General features: G+C 62.2%; 24 protein-coding genes. 13 read left to right on the plus strand and 11 right to left on the minus strand.

From position 1 onward, the window contains the following. Window positions 1-61 precede the first annotated feature (61 nt). On the plus strand, window positions 62-205 hold the full coding sequence (locus tag AB1462_RS21365; protein ID WP_167361131.1) for a hypothetical protein: 144 nt from the start codon (window positions 62-64) through the stop codon (window positions 203-205). A gap of 51 nt (window positions 206-256) precedes the next feature. Here the strand turns inward: AB1462_RS21365 and AB1462_RS21370 are convergent, their stop codons facing one another. Next, the gene (locus AB1462_RS21370; protein WP_367247880.1) at window positions 257-754 is read right to left on the minus strand and encodes a hypothetical protein; all 498 of its coding nucleotides are present in this window, start codon (window positions 752-754) and stop codon (window positions 257-259) included. 33 nt (window positions 755-787) lie between these two features. Further along, window positions 788-967 carry a hypothetical protein gene (locus tag AB1462_RS21375; RefSeq protein WP_090407911.1) on the minus strand — a complete coding sequence of 60 codons (180 nt, stop codon included), beginning with the start codon at window positions 965-967 and terminating at the stop codon, window positions 788-790. A gap of 126 nt (window positions 968-1,093) precedes the next feature. On the opposite strand from AB1462_RS21375, the gene AB1462_RS21380 reads away from it, so the two are divergent. Both AB1462_RS21380 and AB1462_RS21385 read left to right on the plus strand, forming a co-directional pair. Continuing rightward, the gene (locus tag AB1462_RS21380; protein WP_090407908.1) at window positions 1,094-2,017 is read left to right on the plus strand and encodes a LysR substrate-binding domain-containing protein; all 924 of its coding nucleotides are present in this window, start codon (window positions 1,094-1,096) and stop codon (window positions 2,015-2,017) included. A 55-nt stretch (window positions 2,018-2,072) separates the two neighbouring features. Further along, entirely contained in the window at window positions 2,073-2,435 is a 363-nt protein-coding gene (locus AB1462_RS21385) for a 5-carboxymethyl-2-hydroxymuconate Delta-isomerase (protein WP_259192653.1), read from the plus strand. A 25-nt stretch (window positions 2,436-2,460) separates the two neighbouring features. On the opposite strand, the gene AB1462_RS21390 is transcribed toward AB1462_RS21385, so the two are convergent. The 4 genes from AB1462_RS21390 to AB1462_RS21405 all read right to left on the minus strand — a co-directional run bounded on the left by AB1462_RS21390 (window position 2,461) and on the right by AB1462_RS21405 (window position 8,101). Beyond that, on the minus strand, window positions 2,461-3,396 hold the full coding sequence (locus AB1462_RS21390; RefSeq protein ID WP_090407903.1) for a LysR family transcriptional regulator: 936 nt from the start codon (window positions 3,394-3,396) through the stop codon (window positions 2,461-2,463). A gap of 137 nt (window positions 3,397-3,533) precedes the next feature. Next, on the minus strand, window positions 3,534-4,721 hold the full coding sequence (locus AB1462_RS21395; protein WP_367247881.1) for a cyanate transporter: 1,188 nt from the start codon (window positions 4,719-4,721) through the stop codon (window positions 3,534-3,536). Window positions 4,722-5,036: 315 nt separating this feature from the next. Then, entirely contained in the window at window positions 5,037-6,479 is a 1,443-nt protein-coding gene (locus AB1462_RS21400) for an aldehyde dehydrogenase family protein (RefSeq protein WP_367247882.1), read from the minus strand. Further along, complete coding sequence (locus AB1462_RS21405) at window positions 6,476-8,101, minus strand: 5-guanidino-2-oxopentanoate decarboxylase (protein WP_367247883.1); 1,626 nt, start codon at window positions 8,099-8,101, stop codon at window positions 6,476-6,478. The genes AB1462_RS21400 and AB1462_RS21405 overlap by 4 nt, the downstream gene beginning before the upstream one ends. A 111-nt stretch (window positions 8,102-8,212) precedes the next feature. On the opposite strand from AB1462_RS21405, the gene AB1462_RS21410 reads away from it, so the two are divergent. After that, on the plus strand, window positions 8,213-9,085 hold the full coding sequence (locus AB1462_RS21410; protein ID WP_259193636.1) for a LysR substrate-binding domain-containing protein: 873 nt from the start codon (window positions 8,213-8,215) through the stop codon (window positions 9,083-9,085). 47 nt (window positions 9,086-9,132) lie between these two features. Here AB1462_RS21410 and AB1462_RS21415 read toward each other — a convergent pair whose 3' ends face one another. Together AB1462_RS21415 and AB1462_RS21420 are read right to left on the minus strand one after the other, a co-directional pair. Further along, window positions 9,133-9,747, minus strand: a complete 615-nt coding sequence (locus AB1462_RS21415; RefSeq protein WP_259193635.1) for an NAD(P)-dependent oxidoreductase — start codon at window positions 9,745-9,747, stop codon at window positions 9,133-9,135. A gap of 34 nt (window positions 9,748-9,781) precedes the next feature. Next, entirely contained in the window at window positions 9,782-10,645 is an 864-nt protein-coding gene (locus tag AB1462_RS21420; protein ID WP_090407885.1) for an MBL fold metallo-hydrolase, read from the minus strand. A gap of 107 nt (window positions 10,646-10,752) precedes the next feature. On the opposite strand from AB1462_RS21420, the gene AB1462_RS21425 reads away from it, so the two are divergent. Continuing rightward, complete coding sequence (locus tag AB1462_RS21425; protein WP_367247884.1) at window positions 10,753-11,658, plus strand: LysR family transcriptional regulator; 906 nt, start codon at window positions 10,753-10,755, stop codon at window positions 11,656-11,658. Window positions 11,659-11,758: 100 nt separating this feature from the next. Next, window positions 11,759-11,935 carry a hypothetical protein gene (locus AB1462_RS21430; protein ID WP_167361130.1) on the plus strand — a complete coding sequence of 59 codons (177 nt, stop codon included), beginning with the start codon at window positions 11,759-11,761 and terminating at the stop codon, window positions 11,933-11,935. Here the strand turns inward: AB1462_RS21430 and AB1462_RS21435 are convergent. Further along, entirely contained in the window at window positions 11,928-12,806 is an 879-nt protein-coding gene (locus tag AB1462_RS21435; RefSeq protein ID WP_367247885.1) for a helix-turn-helix domain-containing protein, read from the minus strand. The two genes, AB1462_RS21430 and AB1462_RS21435, sit on opposite strands and share 8 nt — an antisense overlap. Window positions 12,807-12,995: 189 nt before the next feature. Between AB1462_RS21435 and pobA the strand changes: the two genes are divergently transcribed. Next, window positions 12,996-14,180, plus strand: coding sequence for a 4-hydroxybenzoate 3-monooxygenase (gene pobA / locus AB1462_RS21440; protein WP_259193642.1), 1,185 nt, complete (start codon window positions 12,996-12,998; stop codon window positions 14,178-14,180). A gap of 66 nt (window positions 14,181-14,246) precedes the next feature. Further along, window positions 14,247-15,764, plus strand: coding sequence for an MDR family MFS transporter (locus tag AB1462_RS21445; protein WP_259193631.1), 1,518 nt, complete (start codon window positions 14,247-14,249; stop codon window positions 15,762-15,764). Window positions 15,765-15,959: 195 nt separating this feature from the next. On the opposite strand, the gene AB1462_RS21450 is transcribed toward AB1462_RS21445, so the two are convergent. Beyond that, window positions 15,960-16,796: a cache domain-containing protein gene (locus AB1462_RS21450; protein ID WP_259193629.1), complete on the minus strand. Its 837-nt coding sequence runs from the start codon at window positions 16,794-16,796 to the stop codon at window positions 15,960-15,962. Window positions 16,797-16,846: 50 nt separating this feature from the next. After that, on the minus strand, window positions 16,847-17,620 hold the full coding sequence (locus tag AB1462_RS21455; protein ID WP_367247886.1) for a transporter substrate-binding domain-containing protein: 774 nt from the start codon (window positions 17,618-17,620) through the stop codon (window positions 16,847-16,849). A 344-nt stretch (window positions 17,621-17,964) separates the two neighbouring features. Here AB1462_RS21455 and AB1462_RS21460 point away from each other — a divergent pair, with 344 nt between their 5' ends. The 5 genes from AB1462_RS21460 to AB1462_RS21480 all read left to right on the plus strand — a co-directional run bounded on the left by AB1462_RS21460 (window position 17,965) and on the right by AB1462_RS21480 (window position 22,622). Continuing rightward, window positions 17,965-19,335 carry a glutamine synthetase family protein gene (locus AB1462_RS21460; RefSeq protein WP_367247887.1) on the plus strand — a complete coding sequence of 457 codons (1,371 nt, stop codon included), beginning with the start codon at window positions 17,965-17,967 and terminating at the stop codon, window positions 19,333-19,335. A 101-nt stretch (window positions 19,336-19,436) separates the two neighbouring features. After that, window positions 19,437-20,036, plus strand: coding sequence for a class I SAM-dependent methyltransferase (locus tag AB1462_RS21465; protein ID WP_367247888.1), 600 nt, complete (start codon window positions 19,437-19,439; stop codon window positions 20,034-20,036). 122 nt (window positions 20,037-20,158) lie between these two features. After that, a complete protein-coding gene (gene rnd, locus AB1462_RS21470; protein ID WP_090407862.1) occupies window positions 20,159-21,292 on the plus strand; it encodes a ribonuclease D in 1,134 nt (377 codons plus the stop codon). Beyond that, window positions 21,289-21,582 carry a YcgL domain-containing protein gene (locus AB1462_RS21475; RefSeq protein WP_003172521.1) on the plus strand — a complete coding sequence of 98 codons (294 nt, stop codon included), beginning with the start codon at window positions 21,289-21,291 and terminating at the stop codon, window positions 21,580-21,582. The genes rnd and AB1462_RS21475 overlap by 4 nt, the downstream gene beginning before the upstream one ends. 107 nt (window positions 21,583-21,689) lie before the next feature. After that, on the plus strand, window positions 21,690-22,622 hold the full coding sequence (locus tag AB1462_RS21480) for a D-2-hydroxyacid dehydrogenase (protein ID WP_090407859.1): 933 nt from the start codon (window positions 21,690-21,692) through the stop codon (window positions 22,620-22,622). Window positions 22,623-22,771 lie beyond the last annotated feature (149 nt).

Raw genomic sequence — 22,771 nt, forward strand, 5'->3', positions numbered from 1 at the left:
CAAAAATCCCGCTCTGCTCTATGCTGGAAGGTATGACCAATTCTTACGGAGGGAGGTGGCTATGGGTAACGAACAGAAGCGCCAAGATGAGCCGGAGCGTGAGCAACCCCGGCGGAGTGAAGAGGAGAAACCCCAGACCTGGAAGCATCCGGACGACGGCACTGAGCTGTCCGAGCGGGATCAGGAGCGTCCGCTCAAGCCCTGATCAATGCTCGGCCGAGGGCAAAAAGCAACCTTGATGGGCCATGAACTGCCTTCACGAATGGCTCTCCGTGGGGGCAGGTGTTACCTGGGTCGGGGTCTCGAATTTAGCCTGCGAGGCACCAGTATCGGCATTGATCACCTCAACGCGACACCACCCACTGTCGGTGTCCGCAATCCCGCCTTTGAGCAGATAGCGCCCCTGGGCGGCGAACTCAGTGTTGAACTCAATCACACAGCGTCGACCGGCGCTCGCCAGGCCCGACACGATCAAGTGCAGCGGTTGGTTGGCGGCGATGTCCACGTACCCGTCGGGGCGCGAAGTGGTGCTGTGCACCGCAAATAATGCCGCTTCCTTACTCGGCGTGCCCACCCTGCCTTCCAGGCACTCATGATCCGTCGAAACGCTGACAGACAGCCATTCGTTGTAGCTGTCGTGGGTGCTCAATTCACTTTTGATCTGTGCTCGCGGGCCTTCGAGAGGTGCCTTGTAGGGCGTCATGGCGGTGCATCCGGCCAGCAACAGCGGTAGCACAACGCAGCGGATGTTCATCAAGGCAGTAGCGTCCAGTTCAAAGAGGGGGCGTTATGAAACCAGCAACGAAACAGGAAAACCCGACGCCAGCACCAGGTACGCCACCACTGCTGCCAGGCACAGGCCGACGAACACCCGCAACAAGGTGCGGGAGGTGGGGCGGGTGACAAAGCGGATAAGCCAGAGACAGAACCCGGCCACCAGAATGGCCAGGCCAAAAATGACCAGCACGGTAGTGTTCCTGCGAAGTTCGAGAGCTGTTTATAGTCCCAAAGCCTCGTGATGAACAGTGTGCACATAGACGCAGCCGGCTGGCCTTTCTAAACTGCGGCTTGTCTTGGGGAGGGGCAGGCGCCGATGAATCGCAATGAATTACGCAAGGCCGACATCAACCTGATGGTGGTCTTCGAAGCGCTGATGCTCGAGCGCAACGTCACGCGGGTGGCCGAGAAGCTGTTTCTCGGCCAGCCGACCATCAGTTCGGCGCTCAACCGCCTGCGCACCTTGTTCAATGATCCGCTGTTCATTCGCGTCGGCCATCGCATGGAACCCACAGCGCGCGCCGAGGAGATCATCCAGCACCTGTCGCCGGCGCTCGACTCACTGTCGTCGGCCTTGAGCCTGACCCACGATTTCGACCCGTCCATCAGCACCATGACCTTTCGCATCGGCCTGTCCGATGACGTTGAATTCGGCCTGCTGCCACCGTTGTTGCGCTCGTTGCGCCAGGAAGCGCCGCTGGTGGTGTTCGTGGTGCAGCACGTGGACTATTGGCGGATTCCCGATCTGCTGGCGTCCGGCGATATTACCGTCGGCATCACCCAGACCCGTGGCCTGCCGGCGAATGCCAAGCGCAAGCTGCTGCGCCATATTCGTCCGCGACTGCTGCGCGCCGATGCTTCGGACACCCCGCTGACCCTCGATGAATATTGCTCGCGCCCCCATGTGCTGGTGTCCCACACCGCCAACGTGTCCGGGTTTGCCGATGAGTGGCTGGCGGAAATCGGCCGCAAGCGCCATGTGGTGTTGTCGGTGCCGCAATACAGCGCATTGCCCGCGCTGCTGGCCGGTACGGACCTGATCGCCAGCCTGCCGGACTACACCGCCGAGGCCATGGCGGTGTCGGGCAACCTGTTTTGTGAGCCGTTTCCGTTCGAGACGCCGACCCTGGATTTGTCCATGGTCTGGCTCAGCCATGTGGACACCGACCCGGCCGAACGCTGGGTGCGTTCGCGGCTGGAAGCGTTCATGAGTGATCGGGGCCTGGCGAATAAGGCCTGACGCTTTTATCCGTGGTATATCTACGACTCTTCCTACGAATGACTCGGAGTCATCCATGCCACACCTGCACTTGGAATACACCGCCAACCTGACAAACCTGGCCGTCGAGAAAACTCTGTTGCGGCTCAACAATGTGCTGATGGCGTCCGGGCAGTTCGGTTCCGAGTTCGATATCAAAAGCCGCGCGGTGAAGGTCGAGAGTTTTCAGGTGGGTACCTCCCTCAACCCACGCGGTTTCATCGCGGTGAAGCTGTCGCTGCTCAGCGGACGGTCGCCGCAGGTCAAGCAGCAATTGTCGCAAAGCCTGCTGGCAGCGTTGCAGGATATGGGTGACTGGCCGGCGGATATACAGGTTCAGCTCAGCGTCCTGCTGGTCGACATGGATCGCGATTCCTACAGCAAGGTCGCCCTCGGCTAACCCGCAATCAGTCGTGGCGAGGGCGTTAGAGTAATCCCTGATCCGCACACACCTTCACTACCTGCTCACGAAACCAGGTATTGGCACTGTCCTGTTCACTGCTTTCATTCCACTGCATATCCAGGGTGAACCCCGGCAACCCGTTGGGGACCTCGCAGTGGCCGAACACCGTCGCCGGCGCCAGCAGTTTTTGCACGCGGCGCGGCAGGGTGACGATGAAGTCGGTGCCGGTGATCATCTTCAGGGCCGCGCTGTAGCTGTTGGCCCGGGCGATCACCTGGCGCTTGCGGGCCTGGCGCGCCAGCCAGCCGTCGATCATGTTGGTGTCGGACGTCCATGGCGTGGGGTACACGTGGCGCCGCTCGACGAACGATTGCAGGCTGAATGCCGGCTCGCGCGGTGCCGAGCGTTTATCGAAGACGCACACCAAATCGTCCTCCAGCAGCATCTGGGTCTTGAAGTCTTTGTGGGCGCGGTGAAAGTGCGGGCCGAAACAGATCACCAGGTCCAGGCGGCCTTCGCGCAGGTCATCGGCGGGGATGTCGGCTTCCAGTTTCTGCACATTGACGATCACCGGCAGGTCGGCGCGGTCGAAATTCTTCAGCAGGCGCGGCAGGATCAGTTGTTCGAAGTACTCCGGCGCGCAGACATTGAAGGTCACGGCCTTCTGGGTCGGGTCGAAGGCCTGGCCACCGGCGTGGCACAGGTTGATGCTTTCGAGGATCTTCTGCACATGGGCGTACATGGTGGTGGCCTTGTACGTAGGCCGCATGCCCGCCCGCGTGTTGATAAACAGCTCGTCTTCAAAACTGGTACGCAGTTTCTTCAGGCTGTAGCTCACGGTGGACTGGCTGACGAACAGCGTTTCTGACACCTCGGTAACGCTGCTCTGGTCATAGACGGCGATAAACACCATCAAGTCCTGCATATCGAGTTTTCTGAGCAAGTTACTGTTTAACATCGGTTTCGTCCGTAAACCCCATGTACCGAAGTCAGTACAAGACAGCGCGAAAGCTTAACGGAACGGCCGTGCCAATAGAAAGCTCTGTAGGGCGTTTCTATGTTTGGTGTGGGACAAATACTGTTTGCAACACGACGTCAGCGAATATGTTCTGCGTAATGCTTTGGGTTGAAGCGTGTGACGATCAGCAGCATCACCACGATCACCGCCGTCAGCGACCACCAGGCCCATTCGAAGCTGCCCAACTGGTCGCGGATCATCCCGGCGATCAGTGGCGACAGGCCGGCAATCAGGTAGCCGATGCCCTGCACGAACGCGGTAAGGCCCCCCGCGCGGCGCGGGTTGTCGAGGTGGTCGAGGGACAGGATCAGGCTCATCGGGAACAACCCGCCGATCCCCAGGCCGAGCAGGCATGGCCATAGCAAGCTGAGGTGTTGCGGGCTGAGGATCAGGCCGCAGAACCCGAGGATGATCAGCACCAGCAACACCGCCACTACCCCGCGTTTATCCCGGCGACGGTTGGCGATGGCCGGCGTGACCAGGCCGGACACCACCTCCATCGCGGTCAGAAAACCCAGCAACAACCCGGCATTCTGTTCGCTCCAGCCTTGCTCCACGTAGTACGGCGCCAGCCACGCCAGTACGCAGGTGTAGGACGCTGTACCAAGACCGAAAAAGATCGCCAGCAACCAGGCGCGACCGTTGCCGAAAAACGATTCCTGAGGGCCGGCGGCGGCTTGGGGCAGCGGTGGCAACACCGACCGCTGGGCGTACCAGAACACCAGGGCCAGCAGTGCCAGAAACGCCCAGATTGCCAGGCCGATGCGCCAGCTGCCGGTCTGCGCCTGCACGAAGGGGGAGAACGCTGCGGCCAGCGCCGCGCCGCCCATGATGGCAGTGACGTAGAGGCCCATGAACAACGACACGTTGTCGCTGAACCGTGACTTGATCAGGGCCGGCATCAATGCCTGGATCATCGCGATGCCCACACCGGCGGCAATCGCGCTGACGATCAATTCCATGGCCGAATCCAGGAACAACCGCGACAACGTCGCCGCGCCAATCACCAGCAGCGACAGCACAATGCTGCGGTGCTCACCAAAACGCTTGGCCAGGCCCATGCCAAAGAACATCGCCAGGCCCATGGCCATGACCGGCAACATGGTCAGCAGCGCCGCACTGCTGAAACTCAACGGCACCTCGCCGCGAATCGACGACAACAACGGCCCCACGGCGGCCATCGACGGCCGCAGGTTAAGGGCGACCAGGACGACACTGATCATCAGCCACACGGCGGTGGTGGGTTTTGCCTGAACGTTTTCCATGGGCCTGCCTTGAATGAACAAGGGCGAATCAGGCCACGCATGAGGGAGGGGGGCAAATCAGAAAGTCGCAGGGGCTATCTAAAAATTGCAGTTAACTGAAACACCGCTATCGGGGCATAAGTATCTACACATCTTGAGCCGAGCCCCCTGCGTAGCAGCTGTCGAGCCTTGGCGAGGCTGCGTCGGCGGTGTGTCAGACGCGCCGCAAACGCAGCCTCGCCAAGGCTCGACAGCTGCTACGCGTTATTCTACTGAAGTTGTGTAGATACTTATGGCTATCGGGGGCAAGCCCCCTCCCACAGTTGTTCTGCGCCGTCAGTTAGACCGGATCACATGCTTGATCTCCTGAAACGCCGCCAGCCCCCACGGGCCCAGCTCACGGCCGATACTGCTCTGCTTGTAACCACCCCATGCGGTCTGTGGGAAGATCACCTGCGGTGCGTTGATCCACACCAACCCGGCCTGCAAGGCATTCGCCACGCGCTCGGTGGCCTCGACGCTACGGCTGACCACGCTGGCCACCAGGCCGAACTCGCTGTCGTTGGCCAGGGCGATGGCCTCTTGCTCAGTGGCAAAAGGTCGTACACACAGCACCGGGCCGAAGATTTCTTCGTTCCACAACGCACTGTCCAATGGCACGTCGGTAAACACCGTCGGGCGAATGAAGTAGCCCTTCGCCAGATTCGCCGGGCGTTCACCACCACACAACAACCGCGCGCCAGCCTCGACGCCACGCTGGATATGCCCCAGCACCCGCTGATACTGCACGCGGTTGATCAGCGCGCCCATTTCTACGTCATCGGCAAACGGGTCGGCGACGCGAATTCCTTCAGCCCGTGCCTGCAAACGCTGCAGGAACTCATCCACCAGGCTGTCGGCTACCAGCACGCGGCTGGTGGCGGAACACATTTGCCCGGCGTTGAAAAAACCACCGCCACACGCCAGCTCCACCGCCAGGTCGAGGTCGGCATCCGCCAGTACCAGCAGCGAAGATTTACCACCCAATTCCAGGCTTACGCCCTTGATGGTTTCCGCTGCGCGTTGCATCACCTGTACACCCACGGCGTTGCTGCCGGTGAAGGAAATCTTCGCCACCCGACGGTCTGCCGCCAGCGGTGCGCCAACGGCCAAGCCGGTGCCGCACACCAGGTTGAACACCCCGGCCGGGAAGCCAGCGTCAGCGATGATTTGCGCCAACTGCAACTCCGCCAACGGCGTGACTTCCGACGGTTTGAGTACCACGCAGCAACCGGCGGCGAGGGCCGGGGCGAGTTTCCACGCGGTGGTGACCATCGGGAAATTCCACGGCACGATCAGCCCCACCACGCCGCACGGCTCACGGCGCAGGCGCGCGCTGAAGTCATCGCTGGGCAGCGCCACCGGGCGGTCCTGGCCGGCGTCCATGGCGTCGGCGATGCCGGCGTAGTATTCGAACGTGGCGATCACGTCGTCCACATCAATGCCCGCTTCAAACAGGGGCTTGCCGTTGTTGCTCGACTGCACGTGCATCAGCTGTTCGCGCTGCTCGCTGACGCCTTGGGCGATTTTGCGCAGCAGTGCGCCGCGATCACGGCCGGTGCTGTTCGACCAGTCGATAAAGGCCGCGCTGGCCGCATCGACGGCGTGGGTCACGGCCTGCGCATCGCCGACGCTGATGCGCGCCAGAGTCGCCTCGGTGGCCGGGTTGATCACCTCCAGCACTTCATGGCCTGCACGCCATGCGCCGTTGATATACACACCGTTCAATACTGCGCTCATACCGCGACCTCCTTCATCCATAGGCCCTGGTCGATCTCAATCAGCGTCGGCCCCGGGCGATCGGCGGCGGCGCGCAAGGCGCTGCGTAACTGTTCAACGCTGTGAGCGCTGTCGGCAGCACTGCCGAGCGCCTTGGCCACGCCGATAAAGTCCGGGGTGTAGATGTCTACGCCGACCGGTTCGATAGCGCGGTTGAGCATGTATTTCTTGATCTCTTCATAACCCTGGTTATTCCACAGCAGCACGATGATCGGCGTGCACGCTTCCACCGCGCTGGCCAGCTCCGGCAGGGTAAATTGCAGCCCGCCGTCGCCGATCAAACACACCACCGGCTGCCCATCGCCGCGCCCCAGCCACGCGCCGATGGCGGCCGGCAGGGCGTAGCCCAAGGTGCCGTAGCCGGTGGAGGAATTGAACCAGCGGCGCGGGTGGTCAAGGTTCAGGGTCAGGTTGCCGCTGTACACCGGTTGGGTCGAATCGCCCACCAGCACGGCGCCCGGCAGTTCTTCCAGCACCGTGTTGAGGAACAGGGTTTGCGCACGGGTGGCGGCGTCCCAGGTGGGGTTCAGTTCGGCCCACAGGCGCGCGACGCGCTGAGTGCCCCAGTCGGTGTGACGAGGGGCCAGCGGCGTGTGGTTCACTTCGGTCAGCAAGGCATCGGCGGCGATCTTTGCGTCGGCCACCAGTGCGAGGTACGGCGGGTAGTTGCGCACGGTCTGGTCGGGGTCGATATCGATGCGCAGCAGCGCACCGGGTATCTCGAAGCCACCGGCGAAGGTCACGTCGTAGTCGGTCTCGGCCAGCTCGGTGCCGATGGCCAGCACCACATCGGCCTCGGCGACCAGCGCGCGGGTCGCGGCCAGGGACTGAGTCGAGCCGATCAGCAGCGGATGATCGGAAGCCAGCATGCCCTTGGCGTTGATAGTCAGGGCTACCGGCGCGCCGAGGGCTTCGGCCAGGCGGGTCAATTCGGCGGCCGCCTCAATCGCGCCGCCACCGGCCAGGATCAGCGGGCGTTTGGCGGCGACGAGCAACTGGCTCATCTGCTTGACCGCCGCTGGCGCCGCGCCTGCGCGGGCGACGCTGACCGGTTGACTGCCGAGCAGTGCATCGGCGTTTTCCACCAGCACATCCAACGGAATCTCGATATGTACCGGGCGCGGCCTGCCGGCCTGGAACAACGCAAACGCCCGCGCCAGCACGGCAGGCAACTCCGCTGCCGACATCAACGTATGGGAGAACGCCGCCACGCCGGCCATCATCGCGCCTTGGTTCGGCAGCTCATGCAGCTTGCCGCGCCCACCGCCCAACTGGCTGCGCGATTGCACGCTGGAAATCACCAGCATCGGGATCGAGTCGGCATACGCCTGGCCCATGGCCGTGGTGATATTGGTCATGCCGGGGCCGGTGATGATGAAACACACGCCCGGTTTGCCGCTGGTACGCGCATAGCCGTCGGCCATAAAGCCCGCGCCTTGTTCGTGGCGTGGGGTGACGTGGCGGATGTTCGAGCGGGCCAGGCCGCGATACAGCTCGACGGTGTGCACGCCGGGGATACCAAACACCTGGTCCACGCCGTAGCCTTCCAGGAGGTTGACCAGTACTTCGCCGCAGGTCGCCATGGGTGTCGCTCTTGTTATGGATTCGTGGCGGTATTGGAACGGCTGGCCCGTAGCGGCAACAATCGATAAAAAGTCATACTAGCCATGTCCTCACGTCATGGCTTCGACCTTATGAAACGCCTTCCGCCACTGCCCGCGTTGCATACCTTCTGGATCACGGCCCAGTGCTGCAACTTCACCCGTGCCGCCGAGCAACTGCACATCACCCAAGGCGCGGTAAGCCGGCAGATCGCCGGGCTGGAGAGCCATTTGGGCTACGCCTTGTTCCAGCGCCAGGCACGGGGGTTGAGCCTGACCGAAGAAGGTCGCGAGTGGTCGCAACGGGTGCAGCAGGTGTTCGGCCTGCTCGGTGACGCGGTGGAGCAGATCGGCAATCGTCGCCATACCCTGCAAATCAAGGCGTCCACCTGTGTGATGCGCTGGTTGTTGCCGCGCCTGATGCAGTGGCAAAAGGAACGCCCGGATGTGCCGGTGGAACTCACCACCACCGTGGCCTACAGCGTGGATTTTCGCCGCGAGCAATTCGACGCGGCGGTGATCTATGCGCCCATTGCCGAGCAGTCGGCCGAGGCGCGGCATTTGTTCGATGAGCAACTCACCCCGGTCTGCGCCCCCGCGCTGCTCGCCGGTTTGCACACCCTGGCGGACTTGCAGCAACAAGTGCTGTTGCATCCCACGCGGGACGAGCGCGATTGGGCGCGATGGCTCAAGGCGGCGGATACGCAGTTGAGCAATGTGAGTCAGGGGCATCATTTCGAGACGTTGGATTTGGCGATGAACGTTGCCTCGCAGGGCTCCGGGGTTGCGATGGGCGACAGTGCGTTGATGGGCGAGGATCTCAAGGCGGGGCGCTTGGCGATGCCGTTTGAACTGCGGGTGCCGACGGGGAAGGGCTATTACCTGGTGTATCCGCCGGGAACGGTGCCGTCGGCAGGGCTTGAGGCGCTGATGGATTGGTTGGTGAGCCAGGCGCAACAGTCGTAGGCGCTGAAGATCCAAATGTGGGAGGGGGCAAGCCCCTCCCACAGGTATCAGTAGCCGACGGTGAAGCGCTGGCGCGAGTGCTTCGGTGTTTCCACTTCGTCGATCATGGCGATGGCGTAGTCGGCAAAGCTGATCGAGCTGGTACCGTCACTGTTCACCAGCAAATCATCCTGGCCCAACCGGAATTTACCGGTGCGCTCGGTGCCATCGAACAAGGCCGACGGCGACAGGAATGTCCAATCCACGTCCTTTTCCTGGCGCAGCACATCGAGAAACGCAGCCCCTGCACTGGCTTCGGCTTTGTATTCCGCCGGGAAGCCCTCGCTGTCGATCACACGCCCGCCACCTGGCAGCAGCAACGAACCGGCGCCGCCCACCACCAACAGGCGTTTCACCCCGGCTTTTTTCACCGGGCCGATCACGGCGCTGGCGGGCAGGGTGGCGAAATGTGCCGCACTGATCACCACATCGCTGCCGCTGATGGCTTGTTCCAGGGCATTGGCATCCAGTGCATCAACCTGCTTGACGGTGACGCCGGGGCGGACAGCCAGCTTGTCGGTGTTACGTGCGATAGCCACCACGCTATGCCCACGACGCAGTGCTTCTTCCAGCAATTGGCTGCCGGCACGGCCGGTGGCCCCAATGATTGCGATCTTGCTCATGACGTTCTCCAGTACGATTAGGGTTTAAAGTCGTTCACCACTTCATTTCGCCCTTGGCGACTTTGGCGCTCAGTTCCAGCGAGCTTTCGTCGGCGAGGGTGGGGTAACGCTTTTTCATGGCCGCGATCAGGGCGGCGGAATCCTTGGCTTTGGCGGTTTCTACGTCGAAGGCCTTGATGTAGTCGGCGGTAAAGGCCACGGATTTCGGCGACGGTGTGCCCAGGTAGTGGCCTGGAATCACCGTGCGTGGCTTCAATTGTTCGATGCGTTGCAGGGTGGTGAGCCAGTCTTTATGGGATTGCGCGCTTTGGGTGTCGGCCATCCACAGGTGAATGTTCTGCGAGACCACGACGCCCCCGACCACGGCCTTGATCGACGGGATCCACACAAAGCTTCGGTCCGGTTGCGGGCCGTCCAGGCCGATCACCTCCAGTTGCTGCCCTTCAAGGGTCAGGCTGTGGCCTTGCAACACTTGCGGCACGATGGTTTTGCCGGGTTTGTCGGCGCCCATTTTCGGGCCCCAGAACTCAAGCTTGCCAGCCACGGTGGCGTTGATATGGTCGACCACCGGTTGCGGTGCCAGCACCTTGGCGTCGGGGAACGCGGCCGTCAGGGTGTCGAGGCCGAAGTAGTAATCCGGGTCGCCGTGGCTGATGTAGATGGTGGTCAGGTGTTTACCGCTGGCGCGGATCTTCTGCACCAGTTGTTCGGCCTGGCCCTTGCCGAATTGCGCGTCCACCAGGATCGCGTCTTTGGCGCCGCTGACCAGCACCGAGCTGACCGGGAAGATCGCCGCCTCGCCTGGGTTGTACACGTCGAGGCTCAGGTCGGCCGCCGCTGCATGGCCGGCAAACGCCAAGGCAGCGGTGAAGGTCAAGCGCTTGAGGGTTGAGAACATTGGACAGCTCCAGCAGTCGATTCAAAGGATGTACAGAGCTTAGTTGCACTAAACAAGACTAAAAATGCGATGCTGGAACATAGTTTGTTTCTGAAATCGGGCAAATCATGGATCGTCTTCAAGCAATGCGCGTGTTTGTCACTGTGGTGGACCTGGGCAGCCAGTCCGCCGCTGCCGACCATTTGGACCTGTCGCGCCCGGTGGTGTCGCGTTACCTGGCCGAGCTGGAAGACTGGGTCGGCGCGCGCCTGTTGCACCGCACCACACGCAAGCTCAGCCTTACGGCGGCGGGTAGCGAAACCCTGCCACGGTGTCGGCAACTCCTGGAGTTGTGCGGCGATATGCAGGCCGCCGTCAGTGAGCCCGATAACGCGCCCCGTGGCCTGTTGCGCCTGAGTGTCAGCACCTCGTTCGGCCAGGCGCAATTGGTCGAGGCCATCGCTGAGTACGTCAAGCGCTACCCCTTGGTGACCATTGACCTGCAAATGCTCGATCGCACGGTGAACCTGGTGGATGAGCGCATCGACCTGGCCATCCGCACCAGTAACGACCTGGACCCGAACCTGATCGCCCGGCGCTTGACGGTCTGTCGCTCCGTGGTGTGCGCAACCCCGGCGTACCTGTTGGAGCACCCGGCGCCGCAGAAAGTCGAAGATCTGGCCCGGCACAACTGCCTGACCCACTCGTACTTCGGCAAAAGCCTGTGGCATTTCGAGGAACAGGGCGAGCACGTGTCGGTGCCGGTGCACGGCAATATCACCGCCAACGAAGCCAGTACGTTGTTACGCGTGACGCTGGCCGGGGCCGGGGTGGCGATGTTGCCCAGCTACCAGGCCGGCGATCACATCCGCCGTGGTGAACTGGTACGTCTGCTACCCGAGGCCGAACCCCGGCAGATGAACATCTACGCGGTCTATGCGTCGCGCAAGCACATGCCTTCGGCGCTGCGCAGCCTGCTGGATTTCCTGGTGGTGAGGTTCCCCGAGGAGCCGGTGTGGGACATGGGTCTCTAAGGCGACATAACCCTGTTGAATGTCGCCCAATAATGGCAACTCGCCCTGGTTGGCCTATGCTTTAAACAGCACCCTGTAGATCCGTTCAGAGGTCTGTGCCATGAGCATCAAAACCAGAAAATACCTGATGATTTTCACCCTCTGCGCCCTGGCCAGCGCCCTGTACGGAACTGCCGCCTACCGCGTGGAACAGACCCGTATGCAGCCGACCTTTGCGATCAGCTGCCATCAGGACCAATGCGTTCCCCACACCGGCAGTTTCAGTGCACTCAGGTAGGCGGTTGTTCGGCCTTGAGTTGCTCGCGAAACGCCTTGGGTGAAAACCCGACGCGTCGGCGGAACAGCCGAGAGAAGTTGGTCGGGTCGGAAAAACCCAGTACTTCCGACATTTCGTTGATGGTCATGCTGGTGTAGGTCAGCAGGCGCTTGGCTTCGAGTAATTGGCGGTCATGCATGATCTGCAATGCAGGCTGCCCGCCCAGCTCCCGGCACGTCCCATTCAGGTGTGAGACCGAGATACCCAGCTTGTGGGCCAGATCCTCAATCTTCGGGTGTTCCCGATAGTGCTGTTCAACCAATTGCGTAAAGCGCCGGAAATACTCGCGGCCCCTTGGCGCGCGCGGGTGGCGACGCTGGATGGCCTGGCGGCTGATCCACACCAGCAGCACACTGACCAGCGCGTGCATCATCATGTCCCGGGCCGGTTGATCGTCGGCGTATTCGTCCTGCAGGCGGGCGAACTGGCTGTTGACGTAGTCACTGTCCTTGCCCGCCGGGTAACTGCCCAGGGTCTGCAGACCGCCTGCCGTTGCGCCCAGTTGGGCTTGCAGGTGGCTGACCAGCGGCGCTGCCAGGGTGACCACATAGCCTTCGACATCTTCGGCAAAACGAAACCCATGCACGCACAACGGCGGCAAGACTTGCAGTGTGGCTTCGTTGAGGGTGATGCGCTGACCTTCGATTTCCAACTCGGCCTGGCCTTTGTGCACGTACAGCAGTTGGCACAAATCCGCGTGCCGATGGGGCTGGATTTCCCACTGGTATTCCCGACTGCGCCGGGAAATGGTTTCGCAGTGCAACAAATCGGGGGTCGGCCATTGCTGGCTTTCTCCGTAAAGCTTGAAGACCGGAATCGCGGTGTTGGTCATGGTTTCAATCCGATACTCAGGACAGTGGTGCGGTAATCGCCCGAATTGGCAAAAAGCGCAGGTTTTGTCGCAGTTTTCACCTTCTTATACTGCTCACTCAAGTGAAAACTGTCAGCTACCAGATCAATGACAACTCTTTCACTCGATCCGTTCGTGTGGAATTTGCGGGCGATAAAAATAATGAAAACGCTGAAAACCCAAGTCGCCATTATCGGCGCCGGTCCCTCCGGGCTGTTGCTTGGTCAACTGTTGCACAACGCCGGTATCCAGACCCTCATCCTGGAGCGCCAGAGTGCCGATTACGTGCAAGGCCGCATCCGCGCCGGGGTGCTGGAACAAGGCATGGTCAACCTGCTGCGCGAGGCGGGCGTGAGCCAGCGCATGGATGCCGAAGGCCTCGTGCATGATGGCTTCGAGCTGGCGCTGGACGGTCAACTGACCCACATCGACCTCAAGACGCTGACCGGCGGCCAATCAGTCATGATCTACGGCCAGACCGAAGTCACCCGCGACCTGATGGCCGCCCGCGCCGCTGCTGGCGCCACCACGCTGTATGAAACGCGCGACGTGCAGCCCCATGATCTTAAAAGTGATCGACCCTGGCTGACGTTCGAGCATCAGGGCGAGGCGTTTCGCCTGGAATGCGACTACATCGCCGGGTGTGATGGGTTTCACGGTGTGGCGCGCCAGTCGATCCCGGCTGAATCGCTGAAGGTCTTCGAGCGGGTCTACCCCTTCGGTTGGCTGGGCATCCTCGCCGATACACCGCCGGTGCACGCGGAACTGGTGTACGCCAAGCACGCACGGGGCTTTGCGCTGTGCAGCATGCGTTCACCGACGCGCAGCCGCTATTACCTGCAAGTGCCGGCCGAGGAGCCGGTGAACGAATGGTCGGACGAACGCTTCTGGGCGGAACTGAAAACCCGCCTGCCCAACGCCTTGGCTGAACAGCTGGTCACCGGTCCATCCATCGAAAAAAGCATCGCGCCACTGCGCAGCTTCGTGGTGGAACCGATGCAGTACGGACGCCTGTTCCTGCTTGGCGATGCGGCCCATATCGTCCCGCCCACCGGGGCCAAGGGCTTGAACCTGGCGGCCAGCGACGTGAGCACGTTGTTCCGGATTTTGCTCAAGGTGTATGGCGAGGGACGGGTGGACTTGCTGGAACGCTATTCCGCCATCTGCCTGCGCCGGGTGTGGAAGGCCGAACGGTTTTCGTGGTGGATGACCTCGATGTTGCATCAATTCCCTGAGTCCGACGGGTTCAGCCAGCGCATTGCCCAGAGCGAGCTGGAGTACTTCATCCACTCCGAAGCCGGGCGCAGGACCATTGCGGAAAATTACGTCGGACTTCCTTACGAGCCTATCGAATAGCCTGCTATCGTATCGAGCATTCCCGCGGGCCGCCTCTTCCCGCGGGCCCTGCTCGAAGGTTCTGCCGTGACTCAGCTCAATCAGCCCACGCCACCGCTTCCCGCGGTGCGCAGTATTCTCGCCTCGTTGATGATGGCGATCTTCCTCGGTGCCCTGGACCAAACCATCGTCGCCGTGTCCATGCCCGCCATCTCTGCACAATTCCACGACGTCAACCTGCTGGCCTGGGTGATCTCCGGTTATATGGTGGCGATGACGGTGGCGGTGCCGATTTACGGCAAGCTCGGCGACCTCTACGGGCGTCGGCCGATGATGCTGATCGGCATGGGCCTGTTTACCGTGGCTTCGTTGTTCTGCGGCATGGCCCAGAGCATGGAGCAACTGGTGCTGGCGCGGGTGCTGCAGGGCATCGGTGCCGGCGGGATGATCTCGGTGAGCCAGGCGATCATCGGCGACATCATCCCGCCCCGTGAGCGCGGGCGTTACCAGGGGTATTTCAGCGGCATGTACGCGGTGGCCAGCGTGGCCGGGCCGGTGTTGGGCGGTTACATGACTGAGTACCTGTCGTGGCGCTGGGTGTTCCTGATCAACCTGCCTTTGGGCGCCGGTGCCTGGTACGTGGCCCATCGAACCCTGGTGGGGCTGCCGGTGCCGCAACGCAAGCCGATCATCGATTACCTCGGCACTGTGCTGATGATCGTCGGCTTAAGCGCTTTGTTGCTGGGCATTACCGAAATCGGCCAGGGCCATGCTTGGCGGGACGATGAAGTGCTGGGGTTGCTGGCCTGTGCGCTGGTGGCGTTGAGCCTGTTTGTCTGGCAAGAGCGCCGTGCGCGGGAGCCCTTGTTGCCGATGCATCTGTTTGCCAACCGCAGCGCAGTGCTGTGTTGGTGCACGGTGTTTTTCACCAGCTTCCAGGCGATTTCCCTGACAGTGCTGATGCCCCTGCGCTTTCAGACAGTGACCGGCGGCGGTGCCGACAGCGCCGCCTTGCATTTGCTGCCCCTGGCGATGGGCCTGCCCATCGGCGCCTATTCCGCCGGGCGCATGACCTCGGTGACCGGGCGCTACAAACCGATGATCCTCAGCGGCGCGCTGTTAAGCCCGCTGGCGATTCTGGGCATGGCCTTCAGTGCACCCCAGGACGTGCTGCTGACCGGCGTGTTCATGTTGCTGTGCGGGATCGCCGCGGGCATGCAGTTCCCCACCTCCCTGGTGGGTTCGCAGAACTCGGTAGATCAACGCGACATCGGCGTCGCCACCAGCACCACCAACCTGTTCCGTTCCCTTGGCGGCGCGGTGGGGGTGGCGTGCATGTCGGCGTTGCTGCTGGCGTTGTTGCAGGATTCCAGCTTCGCCCACCTGGCCAGCGGTGCGCTGGTGGCGGAGGGCGGTTCCGGCAACGTGCTGTTGGATGGTTTGAACGCCGCCCCCGGCCCGGCGCAGGACGCCCTGCGCGGGGAGTTGGGGGTGACGTTCCGGCATTTGCTGATGGTGAGTGCGGCGGTGTCGCTGCTGGGGTTGGCGGCGGCGATCGCAATGCCCAATCGCGTGCTGCGCGGGCGGGAAGACAAAACCCGCTGACTGACACAATAGAGACCTAATGTGGGAGGGGCGGTGCGAAGCAGCCCCAAAACCAGCCTCTACAGAGTGTCTGATACACCGCATTCTTCCTTACAGGGGCTGCTACGCAGCCCAACGCGGGGCAAGCCCGCTCGCCACAGGTGCCTTATCTGCCGGGCACCGCCCCTCCCACATTTGAATGCATTCCAGTTCAGATCAGGGGCTGTAGTAACCCACCGCAACCATGAAATGCCCGGCCTTGCGCACATAAGCGTGTTTGTTCTCGACCTTGCCCGTCACCGGGTTTTTCCAACGGTATTTGTATTCCCCCTGGTCCTGCTCGGCCATCAGCTTGAGAATCGGTTTGCCCACCGGCTTGCCGTCGGGGTCCTTGATCTTGCTGAAGTCGGTGTTGATCAGTCGCAGGTTGGTGCCATGGGCCACGTAACGTTGGGTGTTCAAGTCCACCACAAACACGTAGAGGTCATCCTGAAGGAAGCCGCCCTGCAAGTCGTTGATAGCCTTGAGCGTGCCGGTTTCATCCTTGTGCAGCGCGTTCACCGCTTTGTCGCGCAGGGCCCGGGCCTGTTCCGGTGTGGCGCGCGGCAGGTAATAACCCACGGCCAGGATGCGCTCGCCGACGCGCTGGTAAAACACATGCTTGTGCTCGACCTTGCCGTCGTTCCAGTTCTGCCAGTGGTAATCGGCCTGCTGGATGCCTTGGCTTTCCGGCACCGTGAGCGCGTCCTTGAATGACTGGCGCAAGTCCGGCCCGAGTACCTCGGACACATCGCGGCCGATCAAGGCGGAGGAGGGGCCGCCACTGGCCAGCAGTACACCCTGGGTATCGACCACGAACACATAGCGGTCGTGGTCGATGAACTCGCCCTGGCGGCTGAACGCCGCGAAGGCCTTGTCACCGTTGGTCTGGTAGTAGGCCAGGGCTTTTCCCAGCAGGGCCTTGGCGGCCAGGGCGTCCTCATCCGGCGTGTCGGCGTGCACCTGGCTGAAACACAACAGCACCAGCCAGGTGGCGCGGAGCAGTCCCTTCATGTTCCGTCCCTCGTTCTTATTGATGTGACCACAGCGTAGACGGCTCTGGCTCAGGGCGCCGCCAACCATTGGTTGACGATGCCGTCGTACACCCCGGTGGCCACGCTCAGGTGCAACCACTGGTCGACATAGCTCTTCCACGCCATATCATCGCTGGGCAGCAGGAAGGCTTTTTCGCTGTACTGCATCTGCCGCTCCGGGTTGACCGCGCAGAGCCCAGGTTTTTGCTTCTGCTGGTAACGCGCTTCGCTGGCGTCGGTGATCATCACGTCAGCCTTGCCGGCCAGCAGTTCGTCGAAGATGGTCACGTTGTCATGCAGGCGGATTTGCGCCTGGCCCAGGTGGGCGCGAGCGAAGACTTCGTTGGTGCCGCCCGCCGGTTCGATCACGCGCACCTGGGGCTGGTTGATCTGCTCCACGGTCTGGTAGCGCTTAACGTCGGCGCAACGCACCAGCGGGATCTTGCCGTCGACCCCAAGGGTCTGGCTGAAGAAGGCTTTTTTCTGGCGTTCCAGCGACACTGAAATCCCGCCCACGGCGATGTCGCAGCGCTGGGTGAGGAAGTCCGGCATCAGGGTTTTCCAGGTGGTGGGCACCCACTGGATCTTGGCATTAAGGCTCTTGGCCAGGGACTCGGCCATGGCAATGTCGATGCCTTCATAGCTGCCGTCGGCGCGCAACGAGGTGTAGGGCTTGTAGTCGCCGGTGGTGCAGACGCTGAGGGTGCCGCGCTCAAGCACCTGGTCGAGGCGCGAGGGGGCGGTGTCAGCCAGGGCATTGGTCGCCAGGCTTGCCAGTACACACAGGGCTAAAGGTGCTTTCATGCGGTCGAGTCCTTGGGGCCTGATCGGGGCGGTCATTATTTCCAGCAAGGGCTAAGGTAGCAAGGCGCGGCGAATGTTTAGCCAAGTTGCAACCAAACTCCGGCAACCCTGAATTTAAACACCTAGGCGGGCGTGTGAGGCTGGCGTATCTCCATCATTGTGATTCACCCATGGACGGCTGCCCCGACACTCATCCTGCGACATTGCCGTCTGAGCTTGCCTTCTGGGCCCTGTTCCACTGCCGCCACGCGCGCCCGCCAGATTCCCTTCTCCTACGCTGATTTTCCCCATGGATGACGCACGCATGCGCGCGCCTGCCTGAAACAAACGTACGAGACCCCCCCATGAGTGTTTTTGCCAGCCTGCACGAAGCCCACGCCTTCCTTGAACAGCATCCGGATATTGAGATGTTCGAGCTGTTTATCCTCGACAACAACGGCGTACCGCGCGGCAAGTTGCTGCACCGCGATGAACTGCTGGCGGTGTATGAAAGTGGCCGACCGCTGCCCAGCACCATCCTCGGCCTGACCATCAATGGCGACGATGTGGAAAATTCCGGGCTGGTCTGGGAGGTGGGTGATATCGACTGCCGCGCCTACCCGATCAGCGGCAGTTTGCAACGCATGCCGTGGCGGCTGATCCCGACCGCTGCGGTGCAAGTCAGCATGCACCCCACCGAAGGCCTGCCCGCCACCGTGGCCGACCCCCGGCATTTGCTGGCCAAGGTGATCGAAGGCCTGAACGCCGACGGTTATTACCCTGTCATGGCGGCGGAGCTGGAGTTCTACTTGCTCGACCAGAAGCCCGACAGCAATGGCCGCCCGCAACCGGCACGGGATGTGGATGGTGGCCGTCCGCGCTCGACCCAGGTTTACGGCCTGCGTGAGCTGGAGCAGATCGAACCGTTCCTCGCCGACCTTTACAGCGCCTGCAAACTGCAAGGCATCCCGGCGCGCACGGCGATCTCCGAATACGCCCCAGGCCAGGTGGAGATCACCCTGGAACACCGCGCCGACGCCCTGCAAGCCATGGACGAAGCGGTGCGCTACAAGCGCCTGGTCAAAGGCGTGGCGCACAAACACGGCATGGCTGCGTGTTTCATGGCCAAACCATTCGACGACCTGGCGGGCACCGGCATGCACATGCACGTCAGCCTGGCCGACGCCGAGGGCAACAACCTGTTCGCCAGTGAAGCCGCCGACGGCACGCCACTGCTGCGCCACGCAGTGGGTGGCATGCTCAGCACCTTGCTCGATTCACTGCTGATGTTCTGCCCCAACGCCAACTCCTATCGCCGCTTCCAAACCAACAGCTATGCGCCACTGGCCGCCACCTGGGGCGTGGACAATCGCACCGTCAGCCTGCGGGTGCCAGGCGGTCCGGCCCACTCCCGGCATATCGAGCACCGCATTTGCGGCGCCGATGCCAACCCTTACCTGGCGGCCGCCGCGATCCTTGCGGGCATCCACCGTGGCCTTCGCGAACAACGCGACCCCGGCGCCCCGGTGGAAGGCAACGGCTACGCCCAGGCCAAGGAGTTGCTGCCTACCGATTGGCTCACCACCCTGCGCGCGCTGGAAGCTTCCAGCTGGGCGCGGGAGGCGTTCGGCAGTGAGTTCCTGGGCGTGTACCTGGCGGTGAAGCGTGCTGAATATCGCCAGTTCATGGGCGAGGTGGGCGAGCAGGACTGGCGCTGGTACCTGCATCAGGCGTGATGGTTTTTACGGTTGTGAGGGCTTCGACCTTTTTTTCACGTTGCAGTGGTTAAGCTGCGAATCAAGGTCGTTCACTACCGTTCCAGTCACATGAGCCTGCGATGTCGCCACAACCTCCATCCTCCATCGAGATCGAATACGCCGAGCGCTGCGACCGCGAGCACGCCAGGGTCTGCGGTGACACGCGCCCGCCCGGCGTGCGCCAGCGCCTGGCCTCATGGCGTGATGCACGGCTGGTGCGCCATGCGCTGAAGGTCGCCGGCGAGCCGGGGCTGATCCTGGACCTGGCCTGCGGCTCGGGACGCTTCTGGCCGGTGTTGGCCGAACACATCAACCGGGTGATCCTGGCCTCGGACAACTCCCAGGACATGCTCGACCACGCCCGCACCCACCATCCGGCGTCCTTGCTCAAGCGCGTCAAGACATTCCAGGGCTCGGCGTTTTCCATCGGCTTGTCGGCGAATGCGGTGGACTGCATCTTCTGCCTGGAATTGTTTCGTCATGTGCCCAGCACCGAAGGGCGCATGGCCTTGCTGCGCGAATTTCATCGGGTTAGCCGCGATACAGTGATTGTCTCGGTGCAGTCGCGTATCACCATGGAAGAAGAATTTCGCCAGGCCGGATTCAAGGTCTTGAATCACCAGGAATTCATGCCGGGGTCCAGCCTGTGGCGGGTCTACGTTCTGCGTAAGAAAGGATAACTCCCGCTTGTCGGACTATTCTTCATGTCCTGTCTGAGTTTTCATGGTTGCCTGTGCACTGCGGATGCTCGCTAGCCCCTTTCGCGATATATACTGCGCGCCATTCTTCAAGGGAGAGCCGTGTGGCCATCGATATTCACTGGATCTGCGACAACGATAGCCTCGGCCAGCATTGCGCCGAATGGCAGCAGTTGCCATTCGTCGCCCTCGACACCGAATTCATGCGGGTCGACACCTTTTATCCCATTGCCGGGCTGATCCAGATTGGTGATGGCGTACGCGCTTACCTGATCGATCCCCTGACCATCGACAACTGGCAACCCTTGGCCGCTTTGCTGGAGAACCCGGCGGTGATCAAGGTGGTGCACGCCTGCAGCGAAGACCTTGAGGTGTTGCTGCGCCTGACCGGCAGCCTGCCGGTGCCGTTGTTCGACACCCAATTGGCCGCCGCTTACCTGAACCTTGGCTTCTCCATGGGCTACTCGCGCCTGGTGCAAGCCGTGCTCGATATTGAGCTGCCCAAGGGCGAGACCCGTTCGGACTGGCTGCAGCGGCCATTGTCCGAAACCCAGGTGAGCTACGCCGCCGAAGATGCGGTGCACCTGGCCGAGGTCTACATCCGGCTACGCCCGCGTTTGTCGGACGATAAATACGCCTGGGTCCTGGAAGACGGCGCCGAACTGGTCGCCAACCTGCGCCGCGAAGTCGACCCGTACGAGGTGTACCGCGACGCCAAGCTGGCGTGGAAACTGTCCCGCGCCCAGCTCGCTGTCTTGCGTGAACTATGCGCCTGGCGCGAGCAGCAGGCCCGCGCCCGGGACCTGCCGCGCAACCGCATCATTCGCGAACACTCGCTGTGGCCCCTGGCCAAATCCCAGCCGGACAACCTCGCCGCCCTGGGCAAGATCGAAGACATGCATCCGCGTACCGTGCGCCAGGATGGCCAGTTCCTGCTGGACCTGATCAAGCGGGCCGGCAGCGTGTCCATGGACCAATGGCCGCCGGCCGTGGCTGAACCGCTGCCAGTGGACGCCGCCACGCTGATCAAGCAACTGCGCGCCCTGGGCCAGACGTTCGCCGAGCGCCTGGAGATGGCGCCGGAACTGATGCTGCGCAAGAAAACCCTCGAAGCCCTGGTTAAAAGTGGCTACCCCGATGGGCCTTATAAACTGCCAGACTCGCTGCGTGGCTGGCGCCGCGAGTTGATGGGCCAGGCGCTGCTCGACAGCCTGGCCACTGCCGGAGAACAGCCTTGAAACGTATTTGCTCCATCTACCGCAGCTTGAAAAAAGACGGCATGTACCTCTACGTGCTCAAAAGCGACGCGCTGGAGCGTGTGCCGGAGCCGTTGATGGCTGCGTTCGGCAAACCGCACCACGCCTTCGACATGGTGCTGACGCCGGAGCGCAAACTGTCGCGCGAAGACATCCTTGTCGTGCTGGAAAACCTCGACAAGCAGGGCTATCACCTGCAAATGCCGCCGGCCGAGGATGAGTACATCGAGCACCTGCCCGAAGAGCTGCTGCGCCGTAACGACCCGATGTGATCGGTCAGTGCTCCGCCCGGGGCACATGTTTCAATGGAATCGTATTAGTGGGCGGTGGCCGTAGGGAAGCGGGCGGCCGTCTGCACTGTTTTTGAAAGGTTTGAACCATGCGTGTTCTGATTGCTGAACAGGATCACCCGCTCTACGCCCAATTGCTCAATGAAGCCGCGCCGGACCTTGAGGTGCTCACCAGCGGCGACTCGGCCGAGCTGTCGCGCCTGGCCGCCGATTGCCCGGTATGGCTGGGCCAGCCGGACCTGTTGGCGACGCTGCTGCGCCAGGGCCACCAACCGCAGTGGCTGCAATCGACCTGGGCCGGCGTTACGCCGCTGCTCGCCGAAGGCTTGCCCCGCGACTATCGCCTGACTCGCGCCGTCGGTATTTTTGGCCAGGTCATGGCCGAATTTATCCTCACCTATATGTTGGGCCACGAGCGCGAAGTACTCGCGCGGCTGGTCAGCCAGGTCGAGCGCAAGTGGGACAGCCGCACCGGCCAGAGTCTCGCAGGGCGCAAGGCGTTGATCGTGGGCACCGGCGATATCGGCCAGCGCGTGGCAGAGTTCCTCGTGCCGTTTGGCGTCAAGCTGTACGGCATCGCCAGTACCGCGCGGGAACAAGCGCCGTTTATCGAAGTGGCTGGTCTCGACCAACTGGGCCGGCTGGTGGGGGAGGTGGACTACGTGATCAACCTGCTGCCCAACACGCCAAACACCCATGACCTGTACGACGCTGCGCTGTTCAAGCAATTCAAGCCGACCGGCTTGTTCATCAACGTCGGGCGCGGTGTGGCGGTGGTGGATGCCGATCTGGTCGAAGCCTTGAAAGAAGGGCACCTGGCCGGCGCGGTCATCGACGTGTGCCGCCAGGAACCATTGCCGCAACGCCACCCGTTCTGGACTGCCTGGGGTCTGCTGCTGACCGGGCACAGCTCGGCGCCGACCTCGCCGTCGATGATGGTGGAGTTGTTCCTGGAAAACGTACGTGCCTATCAGGTTGGGCAAGCCTTGCGCGGCGAAGTGAGTTTCGAGCGCGGTTACTGACGGCAGCGCCCGGCAGTCGGGCGCGTTCGTTCACATGTGGTCATGTACACACCACCTGACAGTCAAGATGGAACCTCCTGTGCGAGCCTCCCCACCCAGGGGACGCAGAGGGCGTAAGTTAGCGCCTTTTGAAGGGGTTTCATTCGACT

Source organism: Pseudomonas sp. SB113 (genome assembly GCF_040754745.1).
Taxonomy (GTDB): domain Bacteria; phylum Pseudomonadota; class Gammaproteobacteria; order Pseudomonadales; family Pseudomonadaceae; genus Aquipseudomonas; species Aquipseudomonas grimontii.